Genomic DNA, 18,833 nt, shown 5'->3' with positions numbered 1-18,833 from the left:
TTCGGTGCGCGCCGCCCGAGCGGACGCGCCTGACGCGGTGCGTCTCAAGCGCGTCGCAGGTGCAGGAAGAGCTGGATTTCGGGTGGTACGTCCGTACTCGCCGGGGCATACGCATACGAGTCCTCCCCGACGATGTCGAAACCCGCGTCGCACACGACCCGGCGCAGGTCGTCCCGCAGATATCCCGATACCCGGATCATGCTGCCGAGGAACGGAATGGGGAAGTCGTCGATATCGCCCTCGACCATTGCCAGGGCCATCAGCCCGCCGGGTCGCAGGAGGTCGTGCAGCATGCCCAGGGCACAGGGGATTTCCGCACGGGGCATCATCAACAGTGAGAAATAGGCGGTGATTCCGTCGAAGGAACCCGGTCCGCCCAGGCGGCCACCGCGCAGATCGGCGATGTCCAACCGGTGGAATTCGGCACCCGGTGCGTTCTCCCGGGCCAGTTTGACCATCCCGGGGGAGAGGTCGATTCCCACGACCCGGTGGCCCGCGTCGCAGAGTTGACGGGCGGTCGGCAGTCCCGTACCGCATCCGGCGTCGAGGATCCGTGACCCGGCCGGCAGTTCCCCGCTCAACCATACGCCCGAGGCGATCTGGCCTTCCTTATGTGGAAAAGCCGTTTCGTACTGGTTCCCGATCGCGTCGAACGCCTCGGCCTGTCCGGCCCGGTCGAGTGCTAACCGATTCAGGCCCTCATACGTGTCGTAGCTTGTCGCGCTCACGACCTCGCCCCTCCTGCGACCGCGGTCAAGTTCGTTTTCCCGTTCTGGAGTTGCGCCTGTGCAGTCTTGCGGAGGACGATCCTACGTTTGAAGGCCCAGGGCGCAGCAAGGGGGCTGGGTGCCGCTTCTCGTCCGGCGGGAACCCCGGGGGCACCCGGCGGGAAACAGCTTTGCCCATAGGCGCACCTTTCCACCGTTCGCCCCCTTCACTCTCTTCCTGCAGTTCTTTTCGCGTTTGCAACCTCACGGCAGCAAATGATCTGGCAGGCGTTCCCAGTCCTCCGGAAGCGCGGGAACCTCCCAGGCCGGATCGGGCCGCCAATCCTCCCAGCCGTCGGCGAACGGCCCGCCCCACGCCGCGATCTGTGCGACCGCGGCGCGTCCGGCGGCTCTGACCTCGGACACCTGCGCGTCCGTCATCAGCCCGTCCCGCCGTGCCTGTGCGAACTCGTCCTCGTCCCGCCACTCCCAGCGCCGGTCCGGATAGACGCAGATGTCGAGAAAATGGTCGAGCGAGTCGATTCCGCCCGACCAACGGCGGCGCGGCTCCTCCAGATTGACGTACCAATTCTTGAAGTGCCAGCCGCTCTCCCAGAACAGCCAGACCGACCACGGATCCTCCGGCCGGGCCAGCTTCAACACGCCGCTGCCGAACCACTGGTCGCGCAGCGTCCGCCGCGGTTTGGTGTAGCGGGTGGCGAGCGGCTCGCGGTGCACCGGCGTCCCGTCGGCGAGCACCGGCTTGATGCACGGTGTGCCCGGCGCCATCCACACCGCGAGCAGTTCCTCGGTGTCCTGCACAACGGTCATCGGACGACAGATGTGGAACCGGCGGGGGTCGGAGTTGTCGCGATAGCGCCACAGGATGTGGTCCCCGGGGGCCCAGCGCCCCCGCTCGGCCGCCGTCTGCTCCGCCCCGGCCGTCGGCCCGGGCACACCGGCCGTCTCGCCTTCCGTCGTCTCCACCATGTCCGCTGTCATGCGCAGATCTTAGGGGCGTCGCGTTACGCGCGCGGTGACATGCGCCGCACCCGTGGTTACGAAGGCGATGACGGCGAGCGTTACGGGTGGGTCATCCGCAGCACGTCCAGCGCCTCGTCGAGCTGTTCCACCGTGAGCAGACCGCGCTCGACGTAACCGCTCTCGACCACCACCTCTCGGATCGTCTTCCGCTCCGCCAACGACCGCTTGGCGACCTTCGCGGCCTCCTCGTAACCGAGGTACTTGTTCAGCGGCGTCACCACCGACGGCGACGACTCGGCGTACTCCCGGGCCCGCCCCACGTTCGCGGTGATCCCGTCCACCGTCCGGTCGGCCAGCAACCGCGACACGTTGCCGAGCAGCCGCACCGACTCCAGTACGTTCCGGGCGATCACCGGCAGCATCACGTTCAGCTCGAAATTGCCGGCCGCCCCGGCCGTGGCCACCGTCGCGTCGTTGCCGGTGACCTGCGCGGCGACCATCAGCACCGCCTCCGGAATCACCGGATTGACCTTCCCCGGCATGATCGACGAGCCGGGCTGGAGATCCGGCAGATTGATCTCGGCGAGCCCCGTACGCGGCCCGGACGCCATCCACCGCAGGTCATTGGCGATCTTCGTCAGCCCGACCGCGATGGTCCGCAACTGACCGCTGGTCTCCACGATCCCGTCCCGCGCCCCCTGCGCCTCGAAGTGATCGCGCGCCTCGGTCAACGGCAGCCCGGTCGTCCGCGCCACCTCGGCGATCACCGCCGCCGAGAACCCCGGCGGCGTATTGATGCCCGTCCCCACCGCCGTTCCCCCCAACGGCAGTTCGGCCAGCCGCGGCAACGAAGCCCGCAACCGCTCGACGCCGTACCGTACCTGCGCCGCGTACCCCCCGAACTCCTGCCCCAACGTCACCGGCGTCGCATCCATCAGATGCGTCCGCCCCGACTTCACCACCTCGGCGAACTCCGTCGCCTTCCGCTCCAGCGCCGCGGCCAGATGCTCCAGCGCCGGAATCAGGTCGTTCAGGACGGCCGACGTCGCCGCGATGTGGATCGACGAGGGGAAGACGTCGTTGGACGACTGGCTCGCATTGACGTGATCGTTGGGGTGCACGTCCCGCCCCAGCCGCTCACCGGCGAGGGTCGCGATCACCTCATTGGCATTCATGTTCGACGACGTCCCCGACCCCGTCTGGAACACGTCGATCGGGAAGTCCTCGTCCCACCGCCCCTCGGCCACCTCGGCGGCCGCCTCCGCGATGGCCTCCGCGACGTCCTTGCCCAGCACGCCCAGCTCGGCATTGACCTTGGCGGCGGCCCCCTTGATCCGCGCCAGCGCCTCGATGTGCGCCCGCTCCAGCCGCTGCCCGGAAATCGGGAAATTCTCCACGGCCCGCTGGGTCTGGGCCCGCCACTTGGCATGCGCCGGAACCCGCACCTGGCCCATCGAGTCGTGCTCGATCCTGAATGCGCTGTTTTCGCTCATGTCTATGACAGTGCCCGCGCCCCGGGATCTGTTCCCGTATCCACCGATCCGCGCACCCAACGGGCGCACCGGTGGCATGCCACGGGCCCGGCTCGGGGAGCCGGGCCCGCAACGACGCCGCTCAGCGGTCACACCGCGACATCACCGACCGGGCCCGAAGACCGCCCGGCCATGAACGGTGACCGTCATGAACACTGCTGGGCGTACTTCACCTGGTACGCGTCGGCGGCCTGGTACTCCGCCTTCGCCTTCGCGTTGTACTGGGCGACCTTGTCCTGGTCCGGGTTTGCCTTGCTGGCCTCCACCTTGGCCAGCCCCGTGTACTTGTCCCCGGCCTCCGCGTGCTGCCGGATCGCATCCCGGATGCTGTCGCACTGCGCGCTGCTCGCGGCCGCCGCCTTGGCCGGCGCGGCAGTGGCGGGAACGGCCCCGGCGACGGTGATGCCGGCGACCGCCAAGGTGGTGACGGCCGCGGCCAACGAGCGACTGATCTTGCGCATGATTCGCTTCCCCCTGTGCATGGTGGTGGTGTGCCCGACGGTCATGCACCGGTCGTCCGGCCATGACCCACGGTCAGGTTCGACGGCACGTCCTTGGTCGAGGACTGCCACTCGCACACGTTACCGATCTTGCGCGGGCTCTGCGCTCAGGGAGCGCCAGTCGCTCACGCCCGTACTACATCGACGAACGCCGCCCAGACACGGCCCGGAAACACCAGCACGGGCCCCTCGGGATGCTTACTGTCCCGGACGGGGACGAGGTCGGGGTGCCCTGGCGACACCTCCACGCAGTTGCCACCCGCCTGATTGCTGTAGCTGGACCTGCGCCAGACGGCGGCGCTCAGATCGGGATGGGATGTGCTCGCCACGGTAGGTGCCCTCCATTGCGGATCGGATCACATCGAGCGACATATTCGGCGGCAGGGCCAGTACCCCGAGCCGTTCGTAGGCCACACGGTACGACTTCACTTCCTCTGGTTCCTCGACGAGTTGGCCGTAGTCGGCACCTTCAAGATAGGCCGCATGGCAGCCGTCCGGCATGGACAGCACCGTGAGCGATCCGCCCATTGCCTCGTGCTTGCCGCTGCTGAACGGCAGGACCTGCACCGTGATGCGCGGATTGTCCGCAGCTTCCAGCAACCGCGCGAACTGCGCCCGCATCACGGAGGGTTCGCCGACGGGCCGCACCAGCACCGCTTCGTCAAGGACGACCGCCAGCTCAGGGCAGTCCGGCCCCTCCAGCCGGGCTTGCCTCCCGAGGCGGCCGGCCACCCGCTCCTCCAACTGCTCCGCGGAGGCGAGCGTGTGATCGAGGCTCAGCAAATCCCGCGCATACTCTTCGGTCTGCAGCAGGCCGGGCACCACGGCAGCCGCGTACTCACGGATCACCACCGCCCGCTCCGCCAACGCCATGAACTTCCGCGACCAGTCCGGGAACGTCTCCCGGTAGACGTACGGCCAGAGGTCGATGAGCAAGCCGTCCGCCCCCACCGCCTCGTCCAACGCCCGGGCCAGCTCCAGCGTCGGCTTGGCGCCCGTGCACCGCTCGACCTGGTTGATGCGCGTGCTGTGCGTGCGCACGCGGCGGCCCAGCGCATCCTGTGTCAGCCCGGCGGCGAGCCGGAGTTTCCGCAGCCGCGTCCCGAACAGCGCTGCCATCGATGACGCCGGTTCAATTTCCTTGGCCACGGCCTCACTTCCCATTCTTACGTCTGTAGGAATCAGCTCTCACTCCCTTCTCAAGGTTACGTCGGAGAGCAACGATGGGAACACGGAAAGTAACGATCCGCTGAAAGTTAGGGGCATCCCACGACGGAACCCGGCAGTCGCCCTCGCCACCCACGGGACAGCACCGACACCCCCCACCGAACAGGAGCGTCATCCATGGCCACGAGCGCCGGCCACACCTCACCGGGCCCGCGGTCCCGGCAATCGCTGATGACCCTGCGCGTCTACACCACGACCCGCGACGGCATGGTCGTCCAGGAACGCGCCCAGATCCACGTCGTAGCCGGCGACCGCTTCGACCTCTACGGCCTCTCCCAGGCGTGGCCACCGTGTGCTTGCCCGCGCCACAAGAGCTGTTGATGCCGAGCCGTTCGGCGCCGCCGCACGGGAGGCCCGCTAACCGAAGAGGTCCCGCGGAGCCGGAACCCCCTCCGGCGCGAAGCGCAAGCTGCGGAGGAAGGGAGCCAACACCTCGCAGTAATCGGCCCAGTGGTCCGTGCTGGGTGTGCTGAAGGTGACCGTGACCAGAGCCTGGGCTCCCGGAACCGCGCTCCGCGGAACGGGGATGAACGCCTGCAACTGTGCGACATCGATCGGAATGTCGTCCCCCGAGGCCGTGAATTCGGCGGGTATGCGCAGCTCGGGTGACTGACGGAGGACGAGCGTGGCCTGACCGCAGGGCAGGTCGATCGCGCTGACCTCGGCGGTCGGCCCGTGGTGGGCGGCGAGGATCTTGGTCATGCCGGAGACGGCGATCTCCGGGGCCTGATAGGTGAGCGGCTGGAGTGCGATGGTGACCGTCCCCGTGGACCAGTCGCCGTCGTCGAACGTCCCGAAACAGGTGGCGGAATAGCGCACGCCGTTCTCCGCGAGGAGCTGCGAGACCTTTGCGTACTCCGCTGCCATCTCGTCGAGCTGCGCCTCGGACGGTGTCGCGCCGCGCGCTTGCGCGTGGGCGGCGACCTCGGCCCGTGCCTGGTCGACATTCAGCCCTGGGGTCGTCTTCCGGAAGATCGAGGAGATCTCGAAGGCGATCTCTACCGGCTGTTCCGTGCTCATCTGGATTCACCGTGCTCGCTGGGCTCAGGGGGATTGCGGCGGCTGTTGTCCGCCGGGGGGCCAGTGGCCCGGTGGCGGGCCGTATCCCGGTGGGGGAGGTGCCATGTAGGGGTTGTTCGCCGGTGGCGGCGGCAGTGGGGCGCCAGGAACGGGACCGGGATGTGCACGCGGTGGGGCGGCCTTACGCTTCCGCTGGTTGGCGCGCCGCGCGTACCGGGCGAGCACCGCGGCGCCGGCCAGGAAGACGGCCGAGACCGTGGCGGCGGCCAGAGCGTAGGGGCGCCCGGCGTGGAACTCGCGAACGGCCACTATCGCCGATCCGGCACCGAAGGCCAGGAGGCCCCAGAACTGCCTCTCCCGGGCGACCGGATCGGGTGCTTGGCGGAGTTCCTCTTGGATGTGTTCCATGCGAACGGAAACGGGTGGTGTGGGCCATCCCGGCGTGCCACCCGTGTTCGGTGGGACGGCAGTGTTGGTCCTACGCATGACGAGGCGGCGAGGCGAACCTCGATGGGTCTCGAAGTGCGATACGGAATACCCGTATTGATAGCCCAACCATGCGGTCTGCTCGGCCGTCATTCCGGCGCCGTGCACCTGGACTTTGACTTCCGGCCTCCCGTCGAATGCACGGCAAACCTTTTCGAAGTTCCTGCGTCGCTGGTCCGCTGTTGCGCCGAGATCGGAAAGGGTGGTGACGACAATGGCGATGACGATCACCGGCGTGCCGGTCAGGACCACCACGAGGAAGATGTCGGAAAGCAATGCGTGATCTCCTCAGCCCGCTTGCTGCCGTGCCGCGGCCGAGTCCTTCTCGCTGCCGTTTTCCCAGGCGTGCTTGAACGCGACCACTAGACCGCCCAGCGGCGGCGCCGTGCCGCCCAGCAGCAGGGAACCGCCCACCGCAAGGGCCTCGCCCGCGTTGTGGGGGAGGAAGTAGCCAAGGCTCGTCAGGTCGTGCTTCCAATCCACCACGGTCTTGCCGGTCGATCCCCACCCAGCGGCCTTGCTGAGCTCGTCGACCTTCTCCCCCAGGACCGCTCCGCCGACCTTCTCCGCCACTGTGGCGCCCTTGCTCAGGCCGAACGAGGCGATCCCCAGCTCGTCCTCCAGCAGTGTCCGGTCGCTGACGACGTCTTTGCCGCCGAAGCCTTGTGCCGTCTTGTGCAGTGCAAACGCGGCCAGCGAACTCAGCCCGGAAATCGGTGCCATGACTTCTTCCGCCGGCGGGAAGCAGAATCCAACCAGCCCGGTGAGCGTACTGAGCGTCGACAACACATCCCCGATGGCCGCGATCGCGTTGGCGTGTTCCTGGGCCCAACGCCCGACCGCGTGGAAGAGGGCCTCGTGGTCTTTGACCAGCTGCTCCAGGCCGTTCTTGAGGTTGTCGAAGAAGCCCGGTTCCTTGGGGGCCTGTTCGGCGGCGAGTTTGAGTACCGAGGCGACGGTTCCGGCGAGCTCCTCGTGCTGGCTGCGGATGTTGTTGGCCGAGGAGACGATGCCGGACAGTTCCTCGCGGGCCGTGCCGAGTTCGTTGAGCGCCGCGCTGTAGCGCTGTTTGGCGTCCGCGGCCTCCTCGTCCGTCATTCCGATTCCGCCGAAACGGAAGAGGTTCAGGTCGTCGTTCCGTTCGGCCCGTTCGGCGCGTTTGCGGGCGGTCTTGGCCTCGGCCTCGTACGCATGCGCCTTGGACTGCATCGCGCCCAGCTGGTTCTGCCATTTCTGCAGCACACCGTGAGCCAGTTCGAAGCTCTTGCCGGCGTCGTCAAGGAGTTTGGGAAGCGCCTGGGTCTTGGCGCGGAACGCTTCTGCGGCGGTTCCGGTCCAGTCGCCGTCGCCGATGTTGTGCAGCGTCTCCGACGCACTCGTGATGTTCTTCTGTGCCCGGTTCAGGTCCTCGACCAGGTCACTGACCGCCTGCGGGACCCCGGGCGCCGGATTGAACTGCAATCCGGGAAAGTTGCCGTTGTCCTCGTACGGGTCGCCGCCGTACCCCCACAGCTGCTCACCGAGCGACACTGCTCATTTCCCCCATGTCTCTGGTCGACGTCCAAGCCATGCACTGCGACCGGCCGCTCAGCCGAACGGACTGGTGGCCGGGCCCCCGCCGCCCTGGCGGACGCCCTTCGTGAACGCCTGCCGTACCGCGTCGTCCGTCTCGTTGTATGCCCGGGCCGTGGTCTCCAAGCCCTGCTTGATGGCGTCGGTCAGCTGCGTGATCTGGTCGATGCCGTATTCCCAGGAGCTTTTGAACTCCGCCCCGGCCTTGTCGATCTGGTCGTTGCCGAGATCTCCGGTGGTCGCGCTCCGCAGATCGCCGCTCGCGTGCTTCATCGACTCCGTGCAGCGCTCCAATCGCGTCGCCAGGGAACCCAACTCCTCGACGTCGACCGTGAATTCCCCTGCCCCCGACATCCGTTCCGCCCCCTTGACATGTCGTCATCCATCGCGTGGCCGGCGAGAGTAACACGTGCGTAATTCCGCGGGTCAAGCGCATGAGAGAGAGCGTTCCGGTGGCGGCGAGGAGGGGGAAAGATTCCAGCCATGGCCGTGACCGGGTGAATTAGCGAAAAATTAACGGCCGTCATTCGCGCGCTGCGAATGACGGCCGTTGAACCGTACCGTCCGGGACGTTATGTGGGACGTGATACCGGACGTTACGTCAGGACGTGGTGCCGGAAGTGGCGCCGGGTCGTCACGCCCCCGGTCGCATCGGAATGCTGGTGAACGTCGGCGTCGTCGGCGCCGGGTCCTGGAAGAAGTCGTTGCCCTTGTCGTCGACGACGATGAAGGCGGGGAAGTCCTCGACCTCGATCTTCCAGACGGCTTCCATGCCGAGCTCCTCGTATTCGAGCACCTCGACCTTCTTGATGCAGTCCTGGGCGAGGCGGGCGGCCGGGCCGCCGATGGAGCCCAGGTAGAAGCCGCCGTGCGTGCCGCAGGCGTCGGTGACCTGCTGGGAGCGGTTGCCCTTGGCCAGCATGATCTTGGAGCCGCCGGCGGCCTGGAACTGCTCGACGTAGGCGTCCATCCGGCCGGCGGTGGTCGGGCCGAAGGAGCCGGAGGCGTAGCCCTCGGGGGTTTTGGCCGGACCGGCGTAGTAGACCGGGTGGTCCTTGAGGTACTGCGGCATCTCCTCGCCGGCGTCCAGCCGTTCCTTGATCTTGGCGTGGGCGATGTCGCGGGCGACGACCAGGGTGCCGGTGAGCGAGAGCCGGGTCTTGACCGGGTGCTTGGTCAGCTCGGCGAGGACGTCGGCCATCGGGCGGTTGAGGTCGATGGCGACCGCGTCGAGGTCGGCTCCGGCGCCCTTGGTCAGCTCCTCGTCGGTGGTGTCCGGGAGGAAGCGGGCCGGGTCGGTCTCCAGCTGCTCCAGGAAGACGCCCTCGGCGGTGATCTTGGCGACGGCCTGGCGGTCGGCGGAGCAGGAGACGGCGATGGCGACCGGGCAGGAGGCGCCGTGCCGCGGCAGACGGACCACGCGGACGTCGTGGCAGAAGTACTTGCCGCCGAACTGGGCGCCGATGCCGATCTTCTGGGTCAGCTCGAAGACCTTCTCCTCCAGCTCCTTGTCACGGAAGCCGTGGCCGGTCGGGGAGCCCTCGGCCGGCAGCTCGTCCAGGTAGTGCGCGGAGGCGTACTTGGCGGTCTTCAGCGCGTACTCGGCCGAGGTGCCGCCGACGACGATGGCCAGGTGGTACGGCGGGCAGGCGGCCGTGCCGAGGGAGCGGATCTTCTGCTCCAGGAACTTCATCATGGACGCCTCGTTGAGGACGGCCTTGGTCTCCTGGAACAGGAAGGACTTGTTGGCCGAGCCGCCGCCCTTGGCCATGAAGAGGAACTTGTAGGCGCCGCCGTCGGTCGCGTACAGCTCGATCTGGGCCGGGAGGTTGGAGCCGGTGTTCTTCTCCTCCCACATGGTCAGCGGCGCCATCTGCGAGTAGCGCAGGTTGAGCTGGGTGTAGGCGTCGTAGATGCCGCGGGAGAGGGCCGCCTCGTCACCGCCCTCGGTCAGCACGTGCTGACCGCGCTTGCCCATGACGATCGCGGTGCCGGTGTCCTGGCACATCGGCAGCACGCCGGCGGCGGCGATGTTGGCGTTCTTGAGTAGGTCCAGGGCGACGAAGCGGTCGTTGGCGCTGGCCTCCGGGTCGTCCAGGATCTTGCGCAGCTGGGCCAGGTGGGTCGGGCGCAGGTAGTGCGCAATGTCGTGCATCGCCTCGGCGGCGAGCTTGCGCAGCGCCTCCGGCTCGACCTTGAGGAACGTCCGGCCGTCGGCTTCGAAGGTGCTGACGCCCTCCGAAGTGACCAGACGGTAGGGGGTGTTGTCCTCGCCGGTGGGGAGCAGGTCGGTATAGGCGAATTCCGGCATGGGGGATATGTCCTTACTCGGAGGGGTGGTGGCTGACTTCTACGGCAGCGCCTGAACAGCGTAGAACCCCGGCGTCGGGCCGCCGCTGTGAGGTAGGGCTCAGTCCCTGCGGACGCGCCCCCGTTCCACTAGTCGCGATCTATCGCGTTTCGGTACGCTGTGGTCGTGGACGCTTCAGGAAACGGGGGACGACCGGGCCCCGAGACCCCGCCCGGGCCGCTTGCACAGCCGGATCAGCAGGCGGTGAAACTGACCAAGGGTGAGGCGAAGCCGCAGGGCAGGCCGGTGGCCCAGGCCGAGATGCGCGCCTCGGACGCGGACCGCGACCGGGTCGCGGAGATCCTGCGGGAGGCGCTGGCCGAGGGCCGGCTGGACGCCGAGGAGCACGCCGAGCGGATCGACGCGGTCTACCGCGCCAAGACCCTCGGCGAGTTGGAGCCCGTCGTGCGGGACCTGCCCGCCGTCGGCGCCCGGCCGCAGCCGGCCGCGGATCCCTATGAGTACGGCCCGGCCGGCCCGGAGGCCGACCAGAACCTCGTCGCGATCTTCAGCGCGGCCAACCGCAAGGGCCGCTGGCGGGTCCCGCGGCGGATCAACGCGGTCGCGATCTTCGGCAGTGTGGAGATCGACCTGACCGAGGCGGTCTTCCCGCAGCAGCGGGTGCAGATCAACGTCGCCTCCGTCTTCGGCAGCGTCGAGGTCCGGGTGCCGGAGAACATCACCCTGCGCAGCAGCGGCTCCGGCATCCTGGGCTCCTTCGAGGTGGAGACCCACGAGGCGGAGGACGGCAACGCACCCGAGGTGGACGTGAACGGCTTCGCGCTGCTGGGCAGCGTGGAGGCCAAGCCCAAGCGCGGCGCCTGGATCCGCGATCTGCGGGACCGGCTGCGCGGCGACCGGCGCGAGCGGTTGGACGAGCTGCGTGCCGAGCGGCACGAACGGATGGACGAGCTCCGCGCCGAGCGGCACGAGCGGATGGACCGACTGCGGGCGGAGCGCCACGAGCGGTGGGAGGAGCGCCGGCGCCGCCGACTCGGCTAGTCGCAGGGGCCGTTGCGGCACCGGTCGTCACGTCCTCGATCGCCACGGTGTGCATAAGCCCGCGTACAGCGGGTAGGGCTGGTGCATCGTCTCTCGTACGGCTGCGGGGTGCGAAAAAGGCCGTGCGCAGCGAGACGGGCAAGGGTGATTTCTCTCGCCGAAGCCGTCGTCAGGAGTAGACCGTGCTGCTACCGCATCAGCCCCTGCAGGATGCCGCTGTCGTCCCGTCCCAGCGAGGGCACGCTCGTGACGAGGCCGGCCCCTGGCATTCGGAGGCGGTGTGCCGCCGGGACGAGGCCGGGCTCTTCTTCGCCCCCTCCAAGGAGCCCACCGCCGCACGGCTGGCCAGGGAGGAAGCCGCGAAGCGGGTCTGCGCCCGCTGCCCGGTGATGGTCGAGTGCCGGGAGCACGCCCTGCTCCAGCCGGAGCCGTACGGCGTCTGGGGCGGGCTGACGGCCGCCGAGCGCCGGGTGGTGCTGACCCGCAGGCGGCGCCGGGAGAACGAACTGCAGCGGGCCGCCGCCCCGATGCCCGCGGCCGGCTGACCGCACGCGAGTCCGCACGGGCTCCCGCACCCGCGGCTGGGCGCACCCCCCGGCGGCAGCTGGGGGAGCAGCTCGCCCCCGCCGGAAGTCGCTTCCGACGGGGGCGAGTTGCGTGCCGGGACGGCCCGGATCAGCTCGGGCGCTCGAAGTCGATCGAGCTGTAGGCCCGCAGCTTGGAGAGGCGGTGCTCGGAGTCGATCTGGCGGATGGTGCCGGACTTGGAGCGCATCACCAGGGACTGGGTGTAGGCGGTCTCCGCGCGGTAGCGGACGCCGCGCAGCAGCTCGCCGTCGGTGATGCCGGTGGCGACGAAGAAGACGTTGTCACCGCGGACCAGGTCCTCGATCTGCAGGACCTTGTCCAGGTCGTGGCCGGCGTCGATGGCGCGCTGCCGCTCGTCGTCGTCCTTGGGCCACAGCTTCCCCTGGAAGGTGCCGCCCATGCACTTCAGCGCACAGGCCGCGATGATGCCCTCGGGCGTGCCGCCGATGCCCAGCAGCAGGTCCACGCCGGTGCCCTCGCGGGCCGCCATGATCGCGCCGGCGACATCGCCGTCGGAGATGAACTTGATCCGCGCGCCGGCCTCCCGGACCTCCTTGACCAGGCCCTCGTGGCGCGGCCGGTCCAGGATGACGACGGTGACGTCCTCGACGGCGGACTTCTTCGCCTTGGCGATCCGCTTGATGTTCACCGCGACCGGGGCGGTGATGTCGACGAAGTCCGCCGCCTCCGGGCCGGTGGCGAGCTTGTCCATGTAGAAGACCGCGGACGGGTCGAACATCGAGCCCCGCTCGGCGACCGCCATCACGGAGACCGCGTTGGCCATGCCCTTGGCGGTCAGCGTGGTGCCGTCCACCGGGTCCACGGCCACGTCGCACTCCGGGCCGGTGCCGTCGCCGACCCGCTCGCCGTTGTAGAGCATCGGGGCGTTGTCCTTCTCGCCCTCCCCGATGACCACGACGCCGTTCATGGAGACGGTGTGGATCAGGGCGCGCATGGCCTTCACCGCCGCGCCGTCCGCGCCGTTCTTGTCACCACGTCCGACCCAGCGGCCCGATGCCATGGCGCCGGCCTCGGTCACCCGGACCAGCTCCAGGGCGAGGTTGCGGTCCGGGGCCTCCGGGCTGACCTCGAGTTGGGACGGGAGATGATGCTCGGTCATCGAGCGCACCTTTCTGTACGGCGACGGCCGGATTGATGAGGGTGCTCATGACTTTATCGGTAGGTCGCGAAAATGAGCAGGGGGGCCTTCGCATGAGCAAGCCACTGGCTGGGTAGCGCCCCCGCCGCCCGTTATCCGGACGCCGCTCCGTTTGGGCAGGTGGGTGGGGTCCGAGGGGGCCGCGTCCGGTCGCCGACGGGCATAGGGGACCATAGGGACGTGGCTGGTATGCGAGGCAGGCAAAGAGTGACGGACATGGTTCTGTCGCTGGCGGTGATCGGCGTCCTGGTCGGGGCGATCTACTTCTTCATCCCGCACGACGACAGCGCGACCGCGGAGAAGAACGCGGTGCAGACCGTCGACACCCGCGTCGAGATCATCACCGCCCGACGCGCCGCCCCGTACCCGGTCGCCGCCCCCGAGGGCCTGCCCAAGACCTGGCGGACCACCTCCGTGAGCTACCAGGCCAGCAACGACGGCAAGGGCGGCGCCTGGCACCTGGGGCTGCTCGACCCGGAGCAGCAGTACGCGGCCGTCGAGCAGAGCGATGCGCCCGCCAAGCAGTTCATCCAGGACGTGACACTGGGCGCGGCCAAGGTCGCCGGCCAGCAGGCCGTCGGCGGCAAGAAGTGGGACCGCTACCAGGGCGACACCTACAAGGCGCTGGTCAACGAGGAGCCGGGGGTGACCACGGTCGTCACCGGCACCGCGCCGTACGGGCGGCTGGCGGAGCTGGCCGCGGCCCTGGTCGCCAAGAAGGGCTGAGCGGCCGGCCCGCCCCGTTCGCCGGGCACGCCGCAGGAGCAACGACGAGGCCGCCGCACCCGGTTGGGGTGCGGCGGCCTCGTGATGCGTCGGGCCGGGGGCGGCTCAGACGGTGGTCGCGGCCTCGTCGAAGGACAGGCGGGGGGAGCGCGGGAAGAAGGCGTCGGCGGCGGGCTTGCCGAGGTTGATGACCAGGAAGGACTTCTGCTTGCCGTCGCCGAAGAACTCCTTGTCGACGCCGGTGAAGTCGAAGCCGGTCATCGGGCCGGCGGCCAGGCCGGCGGCGCGGATGCCGAGGATGAAGTAGCCGGCCTGGAGGGTGGCGTTCTGGGTGCCGGCGACCTCGCGGTACCCGGCCTCGGAGAAGAAGTCGTCCTTGACGTTCGGCAGGGCCGGGAAGAGCCGCGGCAGCTTCTCGTGGAAGTCCAGGTCGACGGAGAGCACCACGGTCAGCGGCGCGGCCAGGGTCTTCGGGCCGTTGGCGCCCATGGCGTGCGCGACCAGGCGCTTGCGGGCGTCCTCGGAACGGACCAGGGTGATCCGCAGCGGCGACTGGTTGAAGGCGGTCGGGGCGTACTTCACCAGGTCGTAGATGGCCTGGACCTGCTCGTCCGTCACCGGCTCGTCCGTGAACGTGTTGGCGGTCTGGGCCTCGCGGAAGAGGAGGTCCTGGGCGGCTGCGTCAAGGGCGAGAGACATCGGGGCACCTCGGGCTTGGGGTGGTTACGGATCTTCGAAGACTGTGCTGTCTACGGGAACCACTCTAACCGAGATAGATTAAAGTTCAACTAACGGCTGGAAAGTGTGAGGCGCTTCACAAGGCGGGAGCGACCTTCCGGAATCCGGAATACGGAAGGCCACTCGGGTTCGCCGCCGCTCGGGACGAGGGGCTCGGGTCCGCCCTTGGTTCGGCCCTACGCGTACTCCTACGCCTACTCCTGCTCCGCTTCGCCGTTCTCCGGCGACCCCTCCGCCAGCGCCGCGTCCAGGCGCGCCCGGGCGCCGTCCAGCCAGCGGCGGCACACCTTCGCCAGCTCCTCGCCGCGCTCCCACAGGGCGAGCGACTCCTCCAGTGTCGTGCCGCCCGCCTCCAGGCGGCGGACGACCTCGATCAGCTCGTCCCGCGCCTGCTCGTAGCCGAGGGTGGAATCCACCGGCGCTCCGCCGGCCGCCTCGTCCACCACGTCATCCGTCTTCGCCATGTCTCCCACCCTATGAGTCCGCCCTGGTCGGAACCGTCTGCTCGAAATCCGCACCCGGGACCGCGGCCACCCGCACCCGGAACTCGCCCTCGGCCACCCGGGCCCGCAGCTCCTCGTCCACCGCCACCTCGGACGGCGCGCGCACCGCCGCCCCGTCCGGCCGCTGGAGCACCGCGTAACCACGCTGGAGAGTCGCCTTGGGGGAGAGCGCCACCACCCGCGCCAACGTGTGCACCAGCTCGGAGTCCGCGCGGTCCAGCAGATGGCCCAGCGTCCGGCGGCCGCGCTCCAGCAGGGCGGTGACCTGCTCCTCGCGCTGCTCCACCATCCGCTGCGGATGCTGTATCGACGGGCGCTGCAGCGCCGCCGCAAGGCCCCGCTCCTCGCGGTCCAGGAAGCCGCCGAGCGCGCGCCGGGCCCGCTCCCGCAGTTGACGGACCCGGGCCAGCTCCTCGCCCACGTCCGGCACCACCTTCTTCGCCGCGTCCGTCGGCGTCGAGGCGCGCAGGTCGGCAACCAGGTCCAGCAGCGGGCTGTCCGGCTCGTGGCCGATCGCCGAGACCACCGGCGTGCGCGCCTCCGCCACCGCCCGCACCAACTGCTCGTCGGAGAACGGCAGCAGGTCCTCCACGCTGCCGCCGCCGCGCGCCACGATGATCACGTCCACCTCGGGCAGTGCGTCCAGCTCCTGCACCGCGGCGATCACCTGCGGCACCGCGTGCACCCCCTGCACCGGCACATTGCGCACCTCGAAGCGGACCGCCGGCCAACGGTGCCGGGCGTTCTCCAGCACATCGCGCTCGGCGGCGCTGGCCCGGCCGCAGACCAGCCCGATCAGCTGCGGCAGGAACGGCAGCGGGCGCTTGCGCTCCGCCGCGAACAGCCCCTCGGCGGTCAGCGTCCGCTTCAACTGCTCCAGCCTGGCGAGGAGTTCACCCACCCCGACCGGTCGGATCTCGGCGGCCCGCAGCGACAGCTGACCGCGCGGGGCGTACCACTCCGGCTTGGCGTGCACCACCACCCGGGCGCCCTCGCTCACCACCTCGGAGACCTTGTCGAAGACCTGGCGGTAGCACGTCACGCTCACCGAGATGTCGTGCGACGGGTCGCGCAGCGTCAGGAACACCACGCCCGCGCCCGGCCGCCGCGAGAGCTGGGTGATCTGCCCCTCGACCCACACCGCGCCGAGTCGGTCGATCCACCCGCCGATGAGTCGGGACACCTCGCCGACCGGGATCGGCGCTTCCGGAGACGTAGAGACAGCCATACGAGCGAGAGTAGCGGCGGCCACCGACAGTGCCGGGCCTCACGCGTCGGACGGACCGGCGCCGGCCCTCGCGTACTGCACCGCCAGCACCACCAGACCCACCAACAGCCAGACGCCGCCCACGATCTGCGCGGTCGGGGACGCCTCGACGACCACCGCGACCACCACCGCCAGCCCCAGCAGCGGCACCACCACATGCCGGAGCACGCTCGGCGGCGCCCCCTGCCGGCGGAACCGGAACCACCCGATCACCGAGGCGTGCAGCAGCGCGAACGCGCTCAGCGCGCCGACGTTCACGATCGACGACAGCCGGTCCAGACCGTCGTCCCGGGCGGCCGCCCAGACCGCCGCCACCAGCGTCACCAGTGCCGCCCCCAGCAGCGCCCGGCGCGGCACCCCGCTGCCCGCGTCCACCTTCGCCATCGCCCCCGGCAGCCGCCGGTCCCGGGCCATCGCGAACAGCAGCCGGCCGGCCGCGGCCTGCCCGGCCAGCGCCGCGAACGCCGCCCCGATCGCCTTGCTCACCGCCACCAGGTCGTGCAGCCAGCCGCCCACCGCGGAGTCCACCGTCGTATAGAACGCGGCTCCCTGCTCGCCCGGACGGGCGGCCAGTTCCGCGGCGCTCATCGGGGCCAGCAGCGCCGCCAGGTACGTCTGCACCGCGAACAGCACCCCGGCCACCACCAGGCACGTCACCACCGCCCGCGCCACCCGCCGCGAACCTCCGGAAGCCTCCTCCGCGAACGACGCGATCGCGTCGAAGCCCAGATACGACAGCACCGCCACCGACACCGCCGCCAGCACCGCGTCGAGCGAGAAGCCGCCCTCCCCGGTCAGCGGCACCGCCCAGCCGCGCTGCGCCCCGTGTGCGGCCAGCGCCCACACCGCCGCCACCACGAAGACCACCAGCACCGCGATCTCCAGCGCCAGCACCGCGAACCCGACCACCGCCGCGGTCCGCACCCCCCAGAGGTTCAGCAGTGTGGTGACCACCACAGCGACCGCCGTCCACACCCACTGGTGCACCTGCGGCACCAGGGCGTGCAGCGCGATCCCGGAGAACAGGTACGCCACCGCCGGGATCAGCAGGTAGTCCAACATCGCCATCCATCCGGCGACGAACCCCGCGCCCCGGCCCAGGCCGACCCGGGCGTACGCGTAGACCGAGCCGGCCTTCGGGACGACCCGCACCATCTGGGCATAGGAATACGCGGTGAAGGCCATCGCCACCGTGGCGACGACGTAGACGGCCGTGATCGCGCCGTGCGACGTGGCCTGGAGGGTGCCGAAGATCCCCACCGGCGCCATCGGGGCGATGAACAGCAGCCCGTACACGACCAGATCCCGGAACGACAGCGTCCGGCGCAGCGCTCCGGTGTCGTCGTGCGCCCTCTCACCAACGGTCGCGCCGTCCATACCCGGCATCCCGCCTCCTCACCCGTGCTCCGCACCAGTCTGGGCCACCGCCGCGATCACCCCCTGCCGGGGCGCGGCCGTACGATGGGACCCATGTCTGCTACTCCCGGTCCGCAGCCCAGCCGCAAGGTCCTCCTCGCCGCCCCGCGCGGCTACTGCGCGGGCGTGGACCGCGCCGTGATCGCCGTCGAGAAAGCCCTCGAGCAGTACGGCGCCCCGGTCTACGTGCGCCACGAGATCGTCCACAACAAGTACGTGGTGAAGACCCTGGAGAAGAAGGGCGCGATCTTCGTCGAGGAGACGGAGGAGGTGCCCGAGGGCAACATCGTCATCTTCTCCGCGCACGGCGTCGCCCCCGTCGTCCACGAGGAGGCCGCGCGCGGCAAGCTCGCCACCATCGACGCGACCTGCCCCCTGGTCACCAAGGTCCACAAGGAGGCCGTCCGCTTCGCCAACGAGGACTACGACATCCTCCTGATCGGCCACGAGGGCCATGAGGAGGTCATCGGCACCAGTGGCGAGGCCCCCGAGCACATCCAGCTCGTCGACGGCCCCAAGGACGTCGCGAACGTCGAGGTCCGCGACCCGGAAAAGGTCGTCTGGCTCTCCCAGACCACGCTCTCCGTGGACGAGACCATGGAGACCGTCGACGCCCTCAAGGGCCGCTTCCCCAACCTCCTCTCGCCGCCCAGCGACGACATCTGCTACGCCACCCAGAACCGTCAGATCGCGGTCAAGCAGATGGGCGCCCACGCCGACCTCGTCATCGTCGTCGGCTCCCGGAACTCCTCGAACTCCAAGCGCCTGGTCGAGGTCGCCCTCGGCGCCGGCGCCACCGCGTCCTACCTGGTCGACTACGCCGAGGAGATCGACGAGAGCTGGCTGGAGGGCGTGACCACGGTCGGTGTCACCTCCGGCGCCTCCGTCCCCGAGATCCTGGTCGACGGGGTCCTGGAGTGGCTGGCCGCCCGCGGCTTCGACGACGTCGAGACGATCACCGCCGCCGAGGAGTCGATCGCCTTCTCGCTGCCCAAGGAGCTCCGCCGCGACCTGCGCGCCGAGGCCAAGGCCGCCGTCGAGGACTGATCGACCACCG

At 69.6% G+C, this 18,833-nt stretch carries 20 protein-coding genes and 1 pseudogene; 5 read left to right on the top strand and 16 right to left on the bottom strand.

Annotation, left to right across the window (positions count from 1 at the left end; translation table 11 throughout):
• Nucleotides 1-44: 44 nt before the first annotated feature.
• From SNOUR_RS15405 to SNOUR_RS15385, 6 genes are all read right to left on the bottom strand, one after another.
• Nucleotides 45-728: a class I SAM-dependent methyltransferase gene (locus SNOUR_RS15405; RefSeq protein WP_067347315.1), complete on the bottom strand. Its 684-nt coding sequence runs from the start codon at nt 726-728 to the stop codon at nt 45-47.
• Nucleotides 729-971: 243 nt separating this feature from the next.
• A complete protein-coding gene (fomD, locus tag SNOUR_RS15400; RefSeq protein WP_067347313.1) occupies nt 972-1,697 on the bottom strand; it encodes a cytidylyl-2-hydroxypropylphosphonate hydrolase in 726 nt (241 codons plus the stop codon).
• A gap of 92 nt (nt 1,698-1,789) precedes the next feature.
• A complete protein-coding gene (locus SNOUR_RS15395; protein WP_067347311.1) occupies nt 1,790-3,184 on the bottom strand; it encodes a class II fumarate hydratase in 1,395 nt (464 codons plus the stop codon).
• Nucleotides 3,185-3,369: 185 nt separating this feature from the next.
• Nucleotides 3,370-3,684 (bottom strand): hypothetical protein, encoded by a 315-nt coding sequence (locus tag SNOUR_RS15390; RefSeq protein WP_159425863.1) that lies wholly within the window; start codon nt 3,682-3,684, stop codon nt 3,370-3,372.
• A gap of 164 nt (nt 3,685-3,848) precedes the next feature.
• A complete protein-coding gene (locus tag SNOUR_RS48330; RefSeq protein ID WP_312632579.1) occupies nt 3,849-3,965 on the bottom strand; it encodes a DUF397 domain-containing protein in 117 nt (38 codons plus the stop codon).
• Nucleotides 3,922-4,842, bottom strand: a complete 921-nt coding sequence (locus SNOUR_RS15385) for a helix-turn-helix domain-containing protein (protein WP_067347307.1) — start codon at nt 4,840-4,842, stop codon at nt 3,922-3,924. The genes SNOUR_RS48330 and SNOUR_RS15385 overlap by 44 nt, the downstream gene beginning before the upstream one ends.
• Nucleotides 4,843-5,067: 225 nt before the next feature.
• On the opposite strand from SNOUR_RS15385, the gene SNOUR_RS15380 reads away from it, so the two are divergent.
• On the top strand, nt 5,068-5,271 hold the full coding sequence (locus SNOUR_RS15380) for a hypothetical protein (RefSeq protein ID WP_067347305.1): 204 nt from the start codon (nt 5,068-5,070) through the stop codon (nt 5,269-5,271).
• Nucleotides 5,272-5,307: 36 nt separating this feature from the next.
• On the opposite strand, the gene SNOUR_RS15375 is transcribed toward SNOUR_RS15380, so the two are convergent.
• The 5 genes from SNOUR_RS15375 to SNOUR_RS15360 all read right to left on the bottom strand — a co-directional run bounded on the left by SNOUR_RS15375 (nt 5,308) and on the right by SNOUR_RS15360 (nt 10,339).
• The gene (locus SNOUR_RS15375; protein ID WP_067347303.1) at nt 5,308-5,970 is read right to left on the bottom strand and encodes a hypothetical protein; all 663 of its coding nucleotides are present in this window, start codon (nt 5,968-5,970) and stop codon (nt 5,308-5,310) included.
• Nucleotides 5,971-5,994: 24 nt separating this feature from the next.
• Nucleotides 5,995-6,732: a hypothetical protein gene (locus SNOUR_RS46185; protein WP_159425862.1), complete on the bottom strand. Its 738-nt coding sequence runs from the start codon at nt 6,730-6,732 to the stop codon at nt 5,995-5,997.
• A 12-nt stretch (nt 6,733-6,744) separates the two neighbouring features.
• The gene (locus SNOUR_RS15370) at nt 6,745-7,986 is read right to left on the bottom strand and encodes a putative T7SS-secreted protein (RefSeq protein WP_067347301.1); all 1,242 of its coding nucleotides are present in this window, start codon (nt 7,984-7,986) and stop codon (nt 6,745-6,747) included.
• 57 nt (nt 7,987-8,043) lie between these two features.
• Nucleotides 8,044-8,382: a WXG100 family type VII secretion target gene (locus SNOUR_RS15365; protein ID WP_067347299.1), complete on the bottom strand. Its 339-nt coding sequence runs from the start codon at nt 8,380-8,382 to the stop codon at nt 8,044-8,046.
• 280 nt (nt 8,383-8,662) lie between these two features.
• On the bottom strand, nt 8,663-10,339 hold the full coding sequence (locus SNOUR_RS15360; RefSeq protein WP_067347298.1) for a fumarate hydratase: 1,677 nt from the start codon (nt 10,337-10,339) through the stop codon (nt 8,663-8,665).
• A gap of 300 nt (nt 10,340-10,639) precedes the next feature.
• Between SNOUR_RS15360 and SNOUR_RS15355 the strand changes: the two are divergent.
• Nucleotides 10,640-11,230 (top strand): annotated as a pseudogene (locus tag SNOUR_RS15355) (DUF1707 SHOCT-like domain-containing protein); the annotation flags it as partial.
• A 332-nt stretch (nt 11,231-11,562) separates the two neighbouring features.
• Complete coding sequence (locus SNOUR_RS15350; RefSeq protein ID WP_067347296.1) at nt 11,563-11,925, top strand: WhiB family transcriptional regulator; 363 nt, start codon at nt 11,563-11,565, stop codon at nt 11,923-11,925.
• Between the two features lie 130 nt (nt 11,926-12,055).
• On the opposite strand, the gene glpX is transcribed toward SNOUR_RS15350, so the two are convergent.
• Nucleotides 12,056-13,087: a class II fructose-bisphosphatase gene (gene glpX, locus SNOUR_RS15345; RefSeq protein WP_067347294.1), complete on the bottom strand. Its 1,032-nt coding sequence runs from the start codon at nt 13,085-13,087 to the stop codon at nt 12,056-12,058.
• A 228-nt stretch (nt 13,088-13,315) separates the two neighbouring features.
• Between glpX and SNOUR_RS15340 the strand changes: the two genes are divergently transcribed.
• Entirely contained in the window at nt 13,316-13,852 is a 537-nt protein-coding gene (locus SNOUR_RS15340) for a DUF4245 domain-containing protein (RefSeq protein WP_079142659.1), read from the top strand.
• A gap of 105 nt (nt 13,853-13,957) precedes the next feature.
• Here SNOUR_RS15340 and SNOUR_RS15335 read toward each other — a convergent pair whose 3' ends face one another.
• The 4 genes from SNOUR_RS15335 to SNOUR_RS15320 form a co-directional block, all read right to left on the bottom strand.
• A complete protein-coding gene (locus SNOUR_RS15335; protein WP_067347290.1) occupies nt 13,958-14,551 on the bottom strand; it encodes a malonic semialdehyde reductase in 594 nt (197 codons plus the stop codon).
• A gap of 233 nt (nt 14,552-14,784) precedes the next feature.
• Nucleotides 14,785-15,054: an exodeoxyribonuclease VII small subunit gene (locus tag SNOUR_RS15330; protein WP_067358335.1), complete on the bottom strand. Its 270-nt coding sequence runs from the start codon at nt 15,052-15,054 to the stop codon at nt 14,785-14,787.
• A gap of 10 nt (nt 15,055-15,064) precedes the next feature.
• The gene (gene xseA / locus SNOUR_RS15325) at nt 15,065-16,321 is read right to left on the bottom strand and encodes an exodeoxyribonuclease VII large subunit (RefSeq protein WP_067347288.1); all 1,257 of its coding nucleotides are present in this window, start codon (nt 16,319-16,321) and stop codon (nt 15,065-15,067) included.
• A gap of 39 nt (nt 16,322-16,360) precedes the next feature.
• A complete protein-coding gene (locus SNOUR_RS15320; RefSeq protein WP_079142657.1) occupies nt 16,361-17,746 on the bottom strand; it encodes an APC family permease in 1,386 nt (461 codons plus the stop codon).
• A gap of 75 nt (nt 17,747-17,821) precedes the next feature.
• On the opposite strand from SNOUR_RS15320, the gene SNOUR_RS15315 reads away from it, so the two are divergent.
• Nucleotides 17,822-18,823 (top strand): 4-hydroxy-3-methylbut-2-enyl diphosphate reductase, encoded by a 1,002-nt coding sequence (locus SNOUR_RS15315; protein WP_079143428.1) that lies wholly within the window; start codon nt 17,822-17,824, stop codon nt 18,821-18,823.
• The last annotated feature ends 10 nt before the right edge of the window (nt 18,824-18,833 follow it).

The sequence above is a fragment of the Streptomyces noursei ATCC 11455 genome, from assembly GCF_001704275.1.
Lineage (GTDB): Bacteria > Actinomycetota > Actinomycetes > Streptomycetales > Streptomycetaceae > Streptomyces > Streptomyces noursei.
This window is presented reverse-complemented; position numbering and strand designations above follow the sequence as displayed.